Source organism: Parabacteroides sp. AD58 (assembly GCF_023744375.2).
In the GTDB taxonomy this organism is placed as follows: Bacteria; Bacteroidota; Bacteroidia; order Bacteroidales; family Tannerellaceae; genus Parabacteroides; species Parabacteroides absconsus.
This window is the reverse complement of the sequence record NZ_CP146284.1, coordinates 638,948-654,963: the sequence shown is the minus strand read 5'-3', so window position 1 is coordinate 654,963 and position 16,016 is coordinate 638,948. Positions and strand designations below refer to the sequence as shown.

At 48.3% G+C, this 16,016-nt stretch carries 15 protein-coding genes, 1 tRNA gene and 2 pseudogenes; 7 read left to right on the top strand and 11 right to left on the bottom strand.

All coding sequences use genetic code 11. The annotated features are described in order from the left end of the window. Positions 1 to 15 precede the first annotated feature (15 nt). The 7 genes from NEE14_RS02780 to NEE14_RS02750 all read left to right on the top strand — a co-directional run bounded on the left by NEE14_RS02780 (position 16) and on the right by NEE14_RS02750 (position 11,556). The gene (locus tag NEE14_RS02780; RefSeq protein WP_251967403.1) at positions 16 to 1,086 is read left to right on the top strand and encodes an efflux RND transporter periplasmic adaptor subunit; all 1,071 of its coding nucleotides are present in this window, start codon (positions 16 to 18) and stop codon (positions 1,084 to 1,086) included. 8 nt (positions 1,087 to 1,094) lie between these two features. Continuing rightward, on the top strand, positions 1,095 to 4,190 hold the full coding sequence (locus NEE14_RS02775; RefSeq protein WP_251967402.1) for an efflux RND transporter permease subunit: 3,096 nt from the start codon (positions 1,095 to 1,097) through the stop codon (positions 4,188 to 4,190). A 14-nt stretch (positions 4,191 to 4,204) separates the two neighbouring features. After that, entirely contained in the window at positions 4,205 to 5,689 is a 1,485-nt protein-coding gene (locus NEE14_RS02770; RefSeq protein WP_422394668.1) for a TolC family protein, read from the top strand. Continuing rightward, positions 5,679 to 8,888, top strand: a complete 3,210-nt coding sequence (locus NEE14_RS02765) for an efflux RND transporter permease subunit (RefSeq protein WP_251967401.1) — start codon at positions 5,679 to 5,681, stop codon at positions 8,886 to 8,888. Before NEE14_RS02770 ends, NEE14_RS02765 begins: the two co-directional genes overlap by 11 nt. A 54-nt stretch (positions 8,889 to 8,942) precedes the next feature. Beyond that, the gene (ettA, locus tag NEE14_RS02760; RefSeq protein ID WP_251967400.1) at positions 8,943 to 10,631 is read left to right on the top strand and encodes an energy-dependent translational throttle protein EttA; all 1,689 of its coding nucleotides are present in this window, start codon (positions 8,943 to 8,945) and stop codon (positions 10,629 to 10,631) included. Positions 10,632 to 10,704: 73 nt separating this feature from the next. Further along, positions 10,705 to 11,310 carry a 3-keto-disaccharide hydrolase gene (locus NEE14_RS02755; RefSeq protein ID WP_422394694.1) on the top strand — a complete coding sequence of 202 codons (606 nt, stop codon included), beginning with the start codon at positions 10,705 to 10,707 and terminating at the stop codon, positions 11,308 to 11,310. 172 nt (positions 11,311 to 11,482) lie between these two features. Next, positions 11,483 to 11,556 (top strand) — tRNA-Arg (locus NEE14_RS02750). A 205-nt stretch (positions 11,557 to 11,761) separates the two neighbouring features. Here NEE14_RS02750 and NEE14_RS02745 read toward each other — a convergent pair. From NEE14_RS02745 to NEE14_RS02700, 11 genes and pseudogenes are all read right to left on the bottom strand, one after another. Beyond that, positions 11,762 to 11,977 (bottom strand): hypothetical protein, encoded by a 216-nt coding sequence (locus NEE14_RS02745; RefSeq protein ID WP_251967398.1) that lies wholly within the window; start codon positions 11,975 to 11,977, stop codon positions 11,762 to 11,764. 15 nt (positions 11,978 to 11,992) lie between these two features. Further along, the gene (locus NEE14_RS02740) at positions 11,993 to 12,148 is read right to left on the bottom strand and encodes a hypothetical protein (protein WP_251967397.1); all 156 of its coding nucleotides are present in this window, start codon (positions 12,146 to 12,148) and stop codon (positions 11,993 to 11,995) included. 17 nt (positions 12,149 to 12,165) lie between these two features. Then, positions 12,166 to 12,252: pseudogene (locus tag NEE14_RS02735) on the bottom strand (transcriptional regulator); the annotation flags it as partial. 72 nt (positions 12,253 to 12,324) lie between these two features. Next, the gene (locus NEE14_RS02730; RefSeq protein ID WP_251967396.1) at positions 12,325 to 13,416 is read right to left on the bottom strand and encodes a helix-turn-helix domain-containing protein; all 1,092 of its coding nucleotides are present in this window, start codon (positions 13,414 to 13,416) and stop codon (positions 12,325 to 12,327) included. Then, complete coding sequence (locus tag NEE14_RS02725) at positions 13,400 to 13,726, bottom strand: hypothetical protein (RefSeq protein ID WP_251967395.1); 327 nt, start codon at positions 13,724 to 13,726, stop codon at positions 13,400 to 13,402. The genes NEE14_RS02730 and NEE14_RS02725 overlap by 17 nt, the downstream gene beginning before the upstream one ends. A gap of 11 nt (positions 13,727 to 13,737) precedes the next feature. Then, positions 13,738 to 13,803, bottom strand: coding sequence for a stage V sporulation protein M (locus NEE14_RS15840; protein ID WP_422394693.1), 66 nt, complete (start codon positions 13,801 to 13,803; stop codon positions 13,738 to 13,740). Positions 13,804 to 13,861: 58 nt separating this feature from the next. Continuing rightward, positions 13,862 to 14,101: pseudogene (locus NEE14_RS02720) on the bottom strand (transcriptional regulator); the annotation flags it as partial. 24 nt (positions 14,102 to 14,125) lie between these two features. Then, positions 14,126 to 14,527 carry a D-Ala-D-Ala carboxypeptidase family metallohydrolase gene (locus NEE14_RS02715; RefSeq protein ID WP_251967394.1) on the bottom strand — a complete coding sequence of 134 codons (402 nt, stop codon included), beginning with the start codon at positions 14,525 to 14,527 and terminating at the stop codon, positions 14,126 to 14,128. 33 nt (positions 14,528 to 14,560) lie between these two features. Beyond that, complete coding sequence (locus NEE14_RS02710; protein ID WP_251967393.1) at positions 14,561 to 14,851, bottom strand: helix-turn-helix domain-containing protein; 291 nt, start codon at positions 14,849 to 14,851, stop codon at positions 14,561 to 14,563. Beyond that, positions 14,848 to 15,204: a type II toxin-antitoxin system RelE/ParE family toxin gene (locus tag NEE14_RS02705; protein WP_251967392.1), complete on the bottom strand. Its 357-nt coding sequence runs from the start codon at positions 15,202 to 15,204 to the stop codon at positions 14,848 to 14,850. Before NEE14_RS02705 ends, NEE14_RS02710 begins: the two co-directional genes overlap by 4 nt. Before the next feature lie 444 nt (positions 15,205 to 15,648). Further along, complete coding sequence (locus NEE14_RS02700; RefSeq protein ID WP_251967391.1) at positions 15,649 to 15,840, bottom strand: hypothetical protein; 192 nt, start codon at positions 15,838 to 15,840, stop codon at positions 15,649 to 15,651. Positions 15,841 to 16,016: the final 176 nt, after the last annotated feature.

Genomic DNA, 16,016 nt, shown 5'->3' with positions numbered 1-16,016 from the left:
TTAAATGATAATATCATGATGAACTACAAACTGTTGACAATCCCGCTGATGTTGCTATGTGCCGCCTGCGGAAAAGAGAAGAAAGCGAGTGAACTGAATGAGACTTCCGTAGAGACAGTGCTCCCTTCTGAAACCAATGAGGTAACCGCTATTCCTTTGGTAAGATCTGAATTTCACCACGAACTGATCAGTAACGGAAAGATAGAAGCCCGCAATCAGGCGAAACTCTATTTTGAATCGGCTGGCGCCATCGCCCGTATCTATGTCAAAAACGGAGAATCGGTGCGAAAAGGACAGAAACTGGCTGAGCTGGAACCGTTTCGGTTAAAGAACCAGCTGGACATTGCCACCGACGCTCTTGAGAAAGCCAAACTGGAGTTGCAAGATGTATTGATCGGACAAGGATATATGCTGGCTGACTCGGCACGAGTTCCGGCCGACATCCTGAAGCTGGCCAAGGTACAAAGTGGATACGAGCAAGCCTTGGCCTCGTATGAACTGGCCGAATACGAATGGAAACGGTCGGTGCTGACCGCTCCTTTCGACGGGATCGTTGCCAACCTGACGGCCAAAGCCTATAACCAAGCTTCCACTTCCGAAGCTTTCTGTACCATCATCGACAACAGCCAGCTGGAAGCCTCGTTCACCATCCTGGAAAATGAGCTGCCACTTATCCGGATAGGCGACCGCGTGGAAGTACAGCCTTTCGCGGTTTCCGGCCTGAAAGCCACCGGAAGCATTTCTGAGATCAATCCGCTGGTTGACGAAAACGGCATGGTGCAGGTAAAAGCACTGGTGGGCGGATCGGACAAGCTGTTTGAAGGCATGAACGTGCAAGTCAGCATCCAACGCTCGCTGCCCGACCAACTGGTGGTGCCCAAAGAAGCCATCGTGCTCCGTTCCGGCAAGCAGGTATTATTCACCCTGAAAGACAGCAAAGCCATGTGGGTGTATGTACATACCGGACTGGAGAATGCGACCAGCTATACGCTGGTAGATGACGGCGAAGTAAAGGTTGGCGACTCCATCATCACCAGCGGTAACATCAATCTTGCCCACGAATCACCTGTCAAACTCATTGAATAACTGAAGATATGGTCCGCTTTCTGATACAACGTCCTATCGCGGTGCTGATGGCATTCACGGCCTGCTTCATCATCGGACTGGTGACTTACTTCACCATTCCCGTATCGTTGTTGCCCGACATTGCCATCCCGGAAATCACTGTACAGGTTTCCGGCCAAAACACTTCCGCCCGAGAGCTGGAAAACACCTTGGTGAAACCCATCCGCCAGCAGCTTATGCAAGTGGCCGGCCTGAAAGACATCGAGAGTGAAACCCGCGACGGAAACGGAGTGATCCGCCTGAGCTTTGAGTTCGGTACCAATACCGACCTGGCTTTCATCGAAGTCAATGAAAAGATAGATGCTGCCATGAGTACGCTGCCACGCGAAATGGAACGGCCGCGCGTAGTCAAGGCAAGTGCCACCGACATACCGGTCTTTTGTCTGAACCTGACCCTGAAAGGTCCGGACGACGAAACCGCCTTCCTCGACCTGTGCCAGTTTGCCGAGAACGTCATCAAACGCCGCATCGAACAATTGCCCGAAGTGGCCATGGTGGATGTGACCGGTGTCGTTGGCAGGCAACTGCAAATCGTGCCGGACATGAACAAACTGGAGACATCGGGCATCACCTTGCAGGAACTGGAAACGGCATTGGCCAACAACAACATCGAACCGGGCAGTATGACCGTGCGCGACGGCTACTACGAATACAACATCAAGTTCTCGACCCTGCTGCGTACGCTCGACGACGTCCGCCAAATCTATCTGCGTAAGAACAGCCGTATCTTCCAGCTGAAAGACCTGGCCGAAATATCCATCGTGCCGGAAAAGGAAACCGGCGTCTCCATGGCCGACGGGAAACGGGCCGTGACACTGGCCGTCATCAAGCAATCCGACGAGAGCATGGATAAGCTGAAAACTGCCTTGGGCGAAGTGACGGATTACTTTACCGCCATTTATCCCGACATCAACTTCAGCATTACCCGCAACCAGACCGAACTGCTGGATTATACCATTTCCAACCTGAAGCAGAATCTTTCTCTCGGCTTCCTGTTTATCTGTATCGTAGCCGTGCTGTTCCTGGGAGACATCAAGAGTCCGCTGGTGATCGGATTGAGTATGGTTGTCAGCATTGTGACAAGCTTCTCGTTCTTCTACCTCTTCCACATGTCGCTCAACATCATTTCCCTCTCCGGCCTGATCCTGGCGTTGGGTATGATGATCGACAGTTCCATCATCGTAACGGAAAACATCGCCCAGTACCGCGGGCGCGGAGATTCGCTGGAAGAAGCCTGCATCAAAGGAACGTCGGAAGTCATCACGCCGATGCTGAGTTCAACGCTTACGACCATCGCCGTGTTCTTCCCGCTGGTGTTTATGAGCGGTATTGCCGGAGCCATCTTCTACGACCAGGCATTCGCCGTGACCGTCGGTCTGCTGGTCTCCTACTTCACCGGCATCATGCTGTTGCCCGTCTTATACAAACTGGTATATAGCATTCCGGAGATCAATCATCCGCTCTTCAGCTTTAAGTTCAGCAGCCTGGTGAAAGAACATACACTTGATCGCTTCTACGACCGGGGCGTTGACTTTATCTTCAGCCACAAGAAAGCGACGTGGCTCGGGATTATCCTCACCTTCCCGCTTTGTGTCTATTTATTCTATGCCATCCCGAAAAGCCGGATGCCGGAGATCGACCAGAACGAACTCATCGTCCAACTGGAATGGAATGAAAACATCCACCTCGACGAGAACCGAAGCCGCATAGCTTCCCTGATGGAAGAAGCCGAGAAGATCGGAGCCCGCCATACAGCCTATATCGGACAACAACAATTCCTGTTGAACACCGAGCGGGAACTCTCGGTCTCGGAAGCCGAATTGTACTTCAGGACAGAGAAGACCGACCAGATCCAGCCGTTGCAGCAAGTCATCAGTCAGTGGATTGGCCGGCATTATCCGATGGCTGTCGTATCCTTCGCTCCGCCGGAAACCGTCTTTGAGAAACTCTTCGATACCGGAGAAGCCGACATCGTAGCCGAACTCTATAGCCGGAACAAGGAAGTCACGCCCGAAGCCGGACAAATCCAGGCTTTGGAGAAAGACATCGAGCAAGCCGGAGGCATGGCACCGGTGGGCGTTGCCTTCGACAACCAGCTGAATATCTCCATCGACAACCAGAAACTGTTGCTGTATCACGTGGATTATGCCGACGTGTACCGGGCACTGAAGACGGCATTCAAGGAGAACGAGATTGCCACGCTTCGCTCCTATCAGCAATACCTGCCCATTACACTGGTGGGCAACGATGCTTCGATCGAATCGGTATTGCAGCGGACCCTGATCCGGACGAATGCCTCTTCGGGCGACGGGAAAACGGAACAAGTCTCTTATGTTCCGCTGCGGACCTTGGTATCCGTCACACCCGGCGAAGACCTGAAGACCTTGACGGCCGGAAAGAACGGAGAATTCATCCCGTTCCGCTTCTACGACGTGGACAATGCGGAAGAACTGATGGCGAACATCCGTTCCGTAATCCGTGCGGACGAACACTATCAGGCAGACTGGGACTTGGACTTCGCGGGAAGTTTCTTCTCCAACCAGCAGATGCTGAACGAGCTGGTGGTGATTCTGTTCATCTCCATTCTGCTGATGTACTTCATCCTGGCAGCCCAGTTCGAGAGTTTCCTGCAACCGCTGATCGTCCTGTCGGAAATCCCGATCGACGTGGCCGCTTCGTTGCTCGTCTTGTGGATCTGCGGCCATACGCTGAACCTGATGAGTGCCATCGGTATCGTAGTCACTTGCGGTATCATCATCAACGACTCCATCCTGAAGCTGGATGCCATCAACGAACTGCGCAAAGACGGCATGCCGCTGATAGAAGCCATCCACGAAGCCGGACGGCGCCGCCTGCGCCCTATCATCATGACTTCGCTGACAACGATCTTCGGTATGGTTCCGCTGCTTTTCTCATTCGACCTGGGCAGTGAGTTACAGAAACCTCTGTCGATTGCCATGATCGCCGCCATGCTGGTCGGAACGGCCGTCAGCCTGTTTGTCGTGCCGCTTGTTTACTGGTATATCTATCGAAAACAAACCCTTCCCGCCAAGCAGGAAGCCTAAAACATACAGACATCATGAAAACGAACATACATTTCTTTTGGATCGGGCTGTTGCTTCTCCTCACACAAGGCATGACAGCCCAGCCGATGGTTCTATCTCTGGAGAAAACCATCCAGTTGGCAGCCGACAGTTCGCTGGAGGCTTTCCGCAGCAAGAATCTCTATCTGACCGGTTACTGGGAATTCCGTAACTACAAGGCCGAACGCCTGCCCAGTCTGACACTGAACCTGACGCCGGCCCAATACTACCGCGACATCACCAAGCGATACGACTCGGAAGCCGACATCGACGTCTATCGCAAGCAACAGTCATTCTATGCCGGAGGAAGCCTGAACCTGAAACAGAACTTCGACTGGCTGGGCGGTAGCTTCTACATTGATTCCGACTTAGGCTATATGCGTTACTTCGGCGAGAACACCTACAACCAGTTCACCTCCGTGCCGGTCCGCATCGGCTATAGTCAGGATCTGGTCGGCTACAATGCTTTCCGCTGGGAACGCAAGATCGAGCCGCTGAAATACGAAAAGGTAAAGAAAGAATTCCTATACAACATGGAAAGCATCAGCGAGCAGGCGACCACTTACTTCTTTGCCCTGGCCATGGCACAGGTGGAATACGACATGGCCAAAGAGAATGTGGCAAATACCGATACGCTCTATCGCACCGGACAAGAACGGCACAAGATAGCCGCCATCAGTCAGGAAGACCTGCTCACCCTGAAGCTGGACGCGGTCAATGCCAAGAATACACTGAAGAATGCCGAGATTGCCCTGAAGCGTGCCATGTTCAGCCTGGCTTCGTACCTGAACTTCGAGAAGAGCGAGGAAATCCGCCTGCGGTTGCCTTCCCGTCCGCGCGACCTGCATATTTCGGTAGAAGAAGCCTTGACGCTGGCCCGCGAGAACAACCCCGAATTTCTGGAGATGAAGCAAAGCATCCTGGAAGCAGAACAGGAAGTAGACCGCACAAAGAAAGAAGCCATGTTCAACGCGTCGGTGAATGCCAGCATCGGATTCAACCAGGTATCGTCGAAGTTCCGGGATGTCTATAAAGATCCGTTGCAACAGGATATCGTCGCCATCTCTCTTTCCATCCCGCTGGTGGACTGGGGCGTCCGCAAAGGGAAGCACAACATCGCCAAGAGCAACCTGAGCATAGCCCAGACCACGGCACAGCAGAAAGAGATCAGCGTGGAAGAAGACGTCATCATGACCGTGGGCGACTTCAACATCCAGCAAAACCTGATCAGCAGTGCGGAAGAAGCCTTGGACATTGCCCTGATGGCCTATCAGAAGACCAAGCAGCGCTTCCTGATAGGGAAAGCCGACATCAACAGCATGACGCTCTCGCTGAACCGGCAACAGGAAGCCCAGCGCAACTATATCACCGCCTTGCAGAACTATTGGCTGAGTTACTACAAGATCCGGAAGCTGACCTTGCATGATTTCGAGACAGGTGTTTCTTTGTCGAATGAATTTGATTACGAACATGAGCTATAAATCTTCCCTATCGGCTTTTACCATCATCGTCGCCTTCGTCTGCCTGGCGTTGGCGGGACTGGCTTTCCTGCCGCTCCTGCCGGTCAAGCTCTCGCCTTCGCGTACCTTGCCCCGGCTGACTATTTCCTTCAACATGCCGGGAAACTCGTCGCGGGTGATCGAGATGGAAGTGACCTCGCGCCTGGAAGCCATGCTCTCGCGCATTAAAGGTGTGGAAGAGATTTCTTCTACTTCCGGCAACGGCTGGGGACGCATCACCATCGAACTGGACAAGCACACCGATGTGGATGCCGCCCGCTTCGAAGCCTCGACCATCGTCCGCCAGACCTGGCCCGACTTGCCCGACGGCGTCACGTATCCGACCCTGCAAATGAGCCGGCCCGACGACAAAGAGTCAACACCGTTCCTGATTTATACCCTCAATGCGGCGGCCACGCCGATATTCATCCAGCGGTATGCCGAGAACCAGATCAAACCGCACCTGAGCTCCATTCAGGGCATCTATCGGATTCAGGTCAGCGGAGCGACTCCGATGGAATGGCGACTGGAATACGACAGCCGGCAGCTTTCTGAACTGGGCATCACCGTGCAGGATATTCAGGGAGCCATCTCGACCTATTACCAGAAAGAATTCCTGGGCATCGCCAACCTGTCGAACGATCCGGACGAAAAGCACTGGATGCGTCTGGCACTGATCCCGCAACATGCGGAAGAAGGATTCGACCCGACAAAGATCTCGGTCAAGTCTCCGCAAGGGAAACTGCTCCGCCTGGACCAGCTCTTGCAAGTAACCCGGCAGGAAGAAGAACCGCAAAGCTATTATCGCATCAACGGACTGAATTCCATCTATCTTTCCATCTGGGCAGAAGAGACGGCCAACCAGTTGCAGCTGGCCCAACAGATCAAGGAGGAAATGGGAAACATCCAGCAAAACCTTCCGGCCGGATACGAAATACATACCAGCTATGACGCCACGGAATACATCCAGGAAGAACTGGATAAGATCTATGTGCGCACCGGACTGACCATTCTGATCCTGCTGCTCTTCGTTCTCGTGATCACCCGGAATTTCCGTTACCTGGTTCTGATTGTCATCAGCCTGAGTATAAACCTGTGCATCGCCGTGATCTTCTATTATCTGTTCGGACTGGAAATGCAGTTGTATTCGCTGGCCGGAATCACCATCTCGCTGAGCCTTGTCATCGACAACACCATCGTGATGACCGATCATATCCGGAGGCGGCACGACCTGAAAGCCTTTCTTTCCATCCTGGCAGCCACGCTGACCACCATCGGCGCCTTGGCAATCATCTTCTTCCTCGACGAACGCATCCGGTTGAACTTGCAGGACTTTGCCGCCGTCGTGATCATCAACCTGGCTGTCTCGCTGGCAATAGCTCTTTTCCTGGTGCCCGCTCTGATCGAGAAGATGCAGCTTACATCCACACACCGCACGCAACGCCGGTTCCATCCGTCGTGGCTCACGTATGCCGTCCTTTACTTCAACCGGTTTTACCGCTGGCAGATCCGGCTGCTGTGCCAATGGAAGAAACTTACCTGTGCCGTGCTGGTGCTGGCATTCGGCTTGCCTGTCTTTCTCTTGCCGGAGAAAATCGAGTACGACGACAAGAAATGGTATTCGCATACCGACTCCTTGTGTATCGACACCTATAATTCGCTGGTGCAGAAAGACGTGTGGAAGGAGAAAATCAAGCCTGCGCTCAACAAAGGACTGGGCGGCACGCTGCGCCTCTTCGTCGAGAAAGTATATGAAGGCAGTTACTTCACCCGCAACGACGAGACTGTGCTCAGCATCTCGGCTTCCATGCCCAGTGGTACTACGCTCGAGCAGATGAATACGCTGGTAAGCCGGATGGAAGCCTTCTTGAGCACCTATAAAGAGATCCGCCAGTTCCAGACAAACATCTATAATGCGAAGCAGGCAAGCATCAGCGTCTATTTCACCCGCGAGGCGGAACGGAGCGGTTTTCCTTATGCCCTCAAGAGCCAGGTCATCAGCAAGGCCCTTCAATTAGGCGGCGGAAGCTGGAATGTCTGGGGACTGATGGACCAGGGCTTCAGCAACGACGTGCGGGAGAATGCCGGCTCATACCGCATCGAGATGTACGGCTACAACTACGACGAGCTGTATGCCTGGGCGGAAAAGCTGAAGGAGAAGCTCCTCACCTACCGCCGTATCAAGGAAGTACTGATTAACTCGGAATATTCCTGGTGGAAAGATGATTATCAGGAATTCTACTTCAACCTGAACAAAGCCCGGATGGCGCAAGAAGCCATTCAGCCGATCGAGCTGTTCGCCTCGGTCAATCCGGTTTTCGGGAAGAATATCTATGCCGGAACCATCCTGGTCGATAATGAAATGGAAAGTCTGCGTCTCTCTTCCCGCCAATCCGGCGAATATGATATCTGGAACATGCAGTTCCTGCCCCAGCGCATCGGCGGCAAATACTTCAAGCTCTCTGATCTGGCCACTGTCGAGAAAGGTCAGATGCCGCAGCAGATTGCCAAGATTAACCAGCAGTATCGCCTCTGTTTGCAATACGAATACATCGGGTCGAGCAACCAGGGACAGAAAATCCAGAAGAACATCGTCAAGGACTTCCAGAAGATCTTGCCCATGGGCTACACGGCCAAGGTGGAAAGCAGCTACTGGACGTGGGGAAACGACGACAACAAGCAATATCTGCTGTTGTTCCTGATCATCGTCATCATCTTCTTCACCACGAGCATCCTCTTCAACTCGCTGAAGCAGCCGTTGGCGATCCTCTTCGTCATCCCGATTTCCTACATCGGCGTCTTCCTCACCTTCTACTGGTTCAAGCTGAACTTCGACCAGGGCGGATTTGCCTCTTTCGTCCTGCTGTGCGGCATCACGGTCAATGCCAGTATCTATATTCTGAACGAGTACAACCAGATTCGCGAGCGTTTCCCGCGGATGCGGCCCATCCGTGCCTATCAGAAAGCCTGGAATGCCAAGATCACACCGATCTTCCTGACCGTCATCTCGACGATCCTGGGTTTTATCCCGTTCATGATCGGCGACGAGAAAGAAGCCTTCTGGTTTCCGCTGGCAGCCGGAACGATCGGCGGACTCATCATGTCGATAATCGGCATCTATCTTTATCTGCCTGTTTTCGTTCTCAGGCGGGAAAAGCAGAAGCCGGCTTGTAAAGCTTGAAAACTTTGCTTATTTTTGATGCGATAAAATCATTTTACCAACAAAAGCTAATCTATGGCAGACGATAAGAAGATTATTTTCTCGATGGTCGGAGTGAGCAAAGTCTATCCTCCGCAAAAACAGGTATTGAAAAACATATACCTTTCCTTTTTCTACGGAGCCAAAATCGGAATCATCGGATTAAACGGTTCAGGAAAATCAACCCTGTTGAAAATCATTGCCGGACTCGACAAGGATTATCAGGGAGAAGTGGTTTTCTCGCCCGGTTATTCCGTCGGATATCTGGAACAGGACCCGCATCTGGAACCGGGAAAGACAGTAAAGGAAGTCGTACAGGAAGGTGTACAGGAGATCGTTGATATCTTAAAGGAATACGAGGAAGTCAACGAACGGTTCGGCGATCCGGAAGTGCTGGAAGATCCGGACAAGATGGACGCGCTTATTGCCCGCCAGGCTGAACTGCAAGACAAGATCGACGCGACAGATGCCTGGAACCTCGATACCAAACTCGAACGGGCCATGGACGCTTTGCGCTGTCCGCCCGAAGATCAGCTTGTTGATACGTTATCGGGAGGCGAACGCCGCCGTGTAGCGCTTTGCCGTCTGCTTCTGCAGCAACCCGATGTGTTGTTGCTCGACGAGCCGACCAACCACCTCGATGCCGAATCTATCGACTGGCTGGAACAGCACCTGCAGCAATACGCCGGCACGGTGATTTGTATCACCCACGACCGCTACTTCCTCGACCACGTGGCCGGCTGGATTCTGGAATTAGACCGCGGCGAAGGCATTCCCTGGAAAGGAAACTATTCTTCGTGGCTGGAACAGAAGACCAAACGCATGGCACAGGAAGAAAAGCAGGCCAGCAAACGACGCAAGACACTCGAACGCGAGCTGGAATGGATCAATATGGCTCCCAAAGCTCGCCAGGCCAAAGGAAAGGCGCGCCTGAACTCGTATGAGAAGTTGCTGAACGAAGACCAGAAAGAACGCGAAGCCAAGCTGGAAATCTTCATCCCGAACGGTCCGCGCCTGGGCAACAAGGTCATCGAAGCCCATCATGTTGCCAAGGCCTTTGGCGACAAGCTGCTGTTCGATGATCTCAACTTCACCCTGCCGCCGAATGGCATTGTTGGTGTCATTGGTCCGAACGGCGCCGGAAAGACAACCCTGTTCAAGCTCATCATGGGACAGGAACAAGTTGATAACGGCTCTTTCGAAGTAGGCGACACCGTGCGCATCGGTTATGCCGACCAGACGCATAAAGACATCGATCCGAAGAAATCGGTCTATCAGGTTGTATCCGGAGGCAACGAGTTTATCCGCGTCGGAGGAAAGGAAATCAATGCCCGCGCTTATCTGTCGAAATTCAATTTCGCCGGAGCCGACCAGGAAAAGCTGTGCGGCGTGCTGTCGGGCGGAGAACGGAACCGCCTGCATCTGGCTCTTACCCTGAAAGCCGAAGCCAACGTCTTGCTGCTCGACGAGCCGACCAACGACATCGACGTCAATACGCTGAGAGCCCTGGAAGAAGGATTGGAAAACTTTGCCGGCTGTGCCGTCGTCGTATCGCACGACCGCTGGTTCCTCGACCGCATCTGTACGCACATCCTTTCCTTCGAAGGAAACTCAAATGTGGTATTCTACGAAGGAAGTTATTCTGAATACGAAGAATACAAACGCAAGCAGTCGGGGTACGAAGAGCCCAAACGCGTTCGCTATCGTAAGTTAATAGCCGATTAATCCATAACAAACATAACGATATAGAACCATGAAAAGAAAATTAGCAATTTTAGGCATTGCAGGCATTTCCCTGATGGGAAGTCTGACTGTGCAGGCTCAGAAAACTGAAAAATTATTCAACGGCAAGAATTTGTCGAACTGGGAATTCATCGTCGACAAAAACTCAACTCCGGCAGAACAGGTCTTTTCCGTTAAAGATGGCCTCATTCAGATCGCCGGTCAGCCTTTTGGTTACATGTACACCAAGCAGAAATACAGTAACTACAAACTGCATGTGGAATGGAGATGGCCCGACGGCAAAGAAGCCAACAGCGGTATCTTCCTGCTGATCGAAGACTTGAAGAGTCCGTTCCCGAACGGAATCGAATGCCAGCTGCATGCCGGCGATGCAGGCGACTTTGTCTTGTTGGGTGGATCCGACCTGGCTGAATACCAGAACAAACCAGGACAGCCTCGCCCGGCCTTTCCTGTTGTTAAGAAACATACCCAATCAAGCGAAGTGAAAGCTGGAGAATGGAACGAAGCCAACATCTTCGTCAAAGACGGTGTGATCACGGTATATGTTAATGGCGTATATCAAAATACCGGAACAAACAAGGTGAAAGAAGGTCATATCGGCTTGCAAAGCGAAGGCGGCCCGATCCAGTTCCGCAATGTCACATTGACTCCATGGGAATAAACAATATGCGGGAGAGAAGTCTGATTGCACCATGATCAACTTCTCTCCTACCAATAATGCGCTGATAAATAAGGAGTTTGTTTTATACTTACGCAATAGCGACAAAAAAAGCGGGATAAATATTTGTATATTCAAATAAAATGCCTACCTTTGCAACGCATTTGAAAAGGATGGTCAGGTAGCTCAGCTGGATAGAGCAACAGCCTTCTAAGCTGTGGGTCCTGGGTTCGAATCCCAGCCCGATCACGTCATACGGAAGAATTTAAGTTACTGATTATTAGCTTATTTTCTTCCGTTTTTTCTTTCAAGAAATTCTCCGCAAATAGATTAAAAAAAGGATATTTTGTCCAGTTTTGGACATTTCCACTTGTCTTTTACTTATCCTAAAGTTTTTTAATATATAGCCGCCAGTTCATCTGCCCAGCTCGGAAGTCATACGCAACTGAAGTTTTCAGCTATAAGGATTTTCCGGTTGCACGCCACACTCCTTGCATCCTTCCAGATAACTATCGATTCCTTCTTCAAAATCCTTACACAATTCATCCACAGACTTTCCCTCATAAAGGATAGTGGCTTTTCGTAATCCCTGCACTTTGCCAAATAAGCAGTCGTCCTCTTTGCTATATTCTACAGAACCTTTATATCCTTTATATTCCAAAAATTCCATATCTACTATTGTTGTTTATACTTTCCCATTAATCCATTCTTTCGTATATGGATCTTTGAACTTTAGGGTAAACTCACCCTGCAATACTTCCACTGGAGTGATGTTCTTTTCCTCGCATGACTCCAGATAAAACGCTATAGCTTCCTGCATATTTTTCTCTATTTCCTCCATGATTTACTTTATTTTCATTACAACCCCAACATAGCAGCCGGTTGAATGTTTAGAACCAGACACAACAATCGCGCCACCTTCCATGTCGGTTCAGAGCGTCCGGACCATGAAAGAGGCGGTGATCCTTGGCCTTTGTGGGGGAACACCGCCTCTCTAATCTAAAAAATATCTCAACTTCAGCCTACTTTACGGCTTTCATCACCCTTAAATATACAAATACCTGTATCGTGCGAAACTCGACCTAATACGATCCATTTATGGATTCCTTTTTCATTAGCCCATTTACTATAATCTCGCTGTATAATGAAAGAATTCATCTTTACTGCAGGAGATGTTGCCCAAACAGAATCTGGAATAATAGACGATGATGCAAACTTATCTGCCTCTTTTTCCTTCGAAGAATAATCTTGACCATCTATATTTATCATTTCATCATTATCCTCATTCAAATGAAGCAACACATGGCCTAATTCGTGCATAGTATCAAATGCAACATGATCTATCATATTATAACGCATCGTAATAATAATTGACGGAACTCCTTTTTCTAAAAAACAATAACCATTAATGGATGCTCTATCTACTTTGGGAACAACACAAAACTTTATACCATAATCAGACATTACCGCCTGTACTCGGTTTATAACATTAATATTCTCATTAAATATACGAACTAACTTACTCGTGAGTTCCTTGATTTTTCCTTTATCATATCTTCCAGATGCAGTCATTTTTCTAGCACTATACTTAGCCAAAAGAACCCATGTAGCAATCATACGGTCATCTGTTCCCGTTCTCTCAGACTTTCTAAAGAATGAATGTGTATAATTCATTTCCATACGTGCTGCACAAGGCAAAGACAACATATCTTTCAATAAGGATAATGTATAAACAAACCCTTTTTTTTTATCTATGCCCAACCTTGAAATTGCCGTTTTTATATCGAATGATTTGTTATAATCTTCCAATTCATTCTGTGCCATTATTTCTTGTATGCCTCGTTCCTCTATAACTTTTTTATCATACTCGTAAGAGGCCTGCATTTTTACCAATGTACGGGCAGGAATACCTAACACCTCCTCAATTTTATCAGCTATTGATGAAATGCTTCTTTTCCCTTTTAATATATCACTCAAATGAGATTTTTGGATGTGAAGCATTTCGGCAAACTTCGTTTGAGATATTTTTCTTTCGGCCATCTCGTTTTTAACAATAGCTCCAGGAGGAACTGCCATAAACGGAGTCAATCTTTCATTTTTTGTTTCCATAATGCTTTTCATTTATTTCTATGACAACGATAGTAATTCCATCTTCTGTTTCTTTGAATAAAAGCCTTTCTACCCTATTCGGAATAATCCTAACTGAGCTAAGACCTATATGTTTCAATTTTTCATAATGAAGATAGCTAATTAATTTTAGGTTATCAGTGTTTTCCTCATCTTGAAGGATATTGAATAAACCAATCAAATTTGTTAAGAATTTACTATCCTTAGATAGCTTCTTATATTCTCCGCTTTTTCCTTTTTCAATAAGGTCTTTTACACCTTCGCCTTTTTTCCCATCGAAGTATATTTTCATAGCAATCCAGATCATTGATGGAGCAAAGATACAGAAAAGTTACCATATTTTGGTAACTTTATTGTGTAATTTTTCATATTACTTCAACTGTTCTCATATCAAACACTCTGCACTATATTAGCGTCAATATTCAGTTTCTGACAAAGCCTTTTGATTCAGCCCCATTTCATGCATACGGAGTTTGAGAACATCAACAAGTGATGGTTCTCACAAAGCGAAATGTTCTTCTGAATAGTCAGCAACGAGGTTAGAAAGTAATTCCAACTCTATGCTATTAGGGTCATCAAGAGGGGTTTCATCCGTAACTAATGGAAGTAATTCCTCAACCCTTTTCACTGCCCAATCATATTGAGCTTTTGTTTCAATCTTTGTCATAAGCTTAAATTTTTGAACAATCCCCTATTTATACAACACCATCTTCCGACACCGGTCTTTTCGATACGAAAGATGCAGAAATCGTTTCCGCCGATAGACAATGGCCTGATCGAATGGCAGATCGCTCTCAAGCAAGACTTGCAACAATTGTTCCGGGCCCGATGCACAGTAACAATCGGCAGCCTCGCCTTTTGTATGCTGGCTTGTGGGAACGCCGCCCACCAGGCGGTTTACTTCCTGATTCCGAAAACCGCTAGTGATGGCAATGGCTTCGCCTACTCGTTCCCGAAGTGGCTGCAACAAATGATCTACTAACTGCCCGATGGCCTCGCGCTGTTCGGCGTCGGGTTCATTCAATATTCCCCGTTCAATAGCCATTTGGCTATGGGTAAATTCGTCCAACGTAAAATTTTTTGATAGTTTCATGATTAATGTTTGATTTTGGAATGATTAGGCTTCCTAAATTTGTACTTCTATCTTCAACTTACCGCCCAACCCTTTTTCTACGATGTCAAAAAGGGTTTTGAGCGTCATATTGCTTCCATCATTCTCTATTTTAGAGATGAAAGAACGTTTCTTGTCTATGCGTTCAGCCAACTCAGACTGGGTTAGCTTCTGTTTTTCCCGTGCCTCACGGATTTTCACCCCTATGCGAAGGGCTTCCAGTTCTCTTTCCAGGCTATCTCTTTCTGGGGTGCCGACTTTCCCGTAATACTGGTCTTTTATCTGATCCAATGATTTTGTATTCATTTTCTTGCCTCCTTTTCTTTTTCTTCATAATATTCGGTCATCAGCCGTACTGCTCTAACGATCTCTTCTGCGGGTGTCTTCTGCGTCTTTTTCTGGAAACCGCTCAATAAAACTACCAGCCTGTTGCCGTCAAAGAAACAAAATATCCGGAAGATATTGTTGCCCAACTGCACGCGTATTTCAAATAGCCCGTCAGTTCCTTCTATGTACTTCAGATAAGTCGCAGGAATCCGTTCTATCTGCTCGATAATATCCAAAACTTTAATGATTTTTGTCCTTACTTTTGGAGTCTGCTCCTTGAAAAAATCATCAAAGTAGGATTTATAAGTGATGACTTCTCTTATTTTGTTCATAGTGCAAAGGTAATTTATAAATGACATTTTATCAAATGAAAAAGATATTATTCTGCTTCACGCCTCCACCGTTAAACCGATCCAATCGATAATTGATAATTGACGATTGAGAATTGAAAATTATAGGATATGGACAATTTTATCCGTAAAACCGACCTTGCGACGGTAGAGGCGTAGCGTTGCTGCGCCTCATTCCAATGCCACAGGATATAATGGCGAAAAATATCATAAAATTGTCCGTTATTTTGTTGATTGCCATTTTATTACAAAATTCCGGTTTGAGGCGCAGCAGCGCTACGCCTCTACAGTCATTTTCAATTTTCAATTTTCCATTTTCAATTGTTTTGCGCCTCTACAGTCATTTTCAATTTTCAACTCTCCATTTTCAATTGATGAAAGTCCGTGCCTAATTAATTTTCAATTCTCCATTTTCAATTTTCAATTTTAGAAGTTTTCAATTTTCCGTTTATACTTATAGTCCACCCCGAATAAAGCGCCTGCAAAGGTGGATGTCTCGCCAAAGGCAACTAATACCGATGGATCAATTTCTCCTTGTGGCGGTATCCAAAAGCCTAAGAATAACAGGGTTATTCCGGATAGGCACAGCAGGGTAGCAATGATTAATTGTAGTTTCATATTGTTTTCAAATATTTATCCATTTTCCCCCTGTAGAGACGTGGCGTGCCGCGTCTCATAATATACACCGCATTTCATAATACACGCCGCATTTCATATATGGATGTATATTGAAAAACATGGCGCGTTCAATATACATGATACATGCGGATGGTATGCCATATATGAGGAAGACG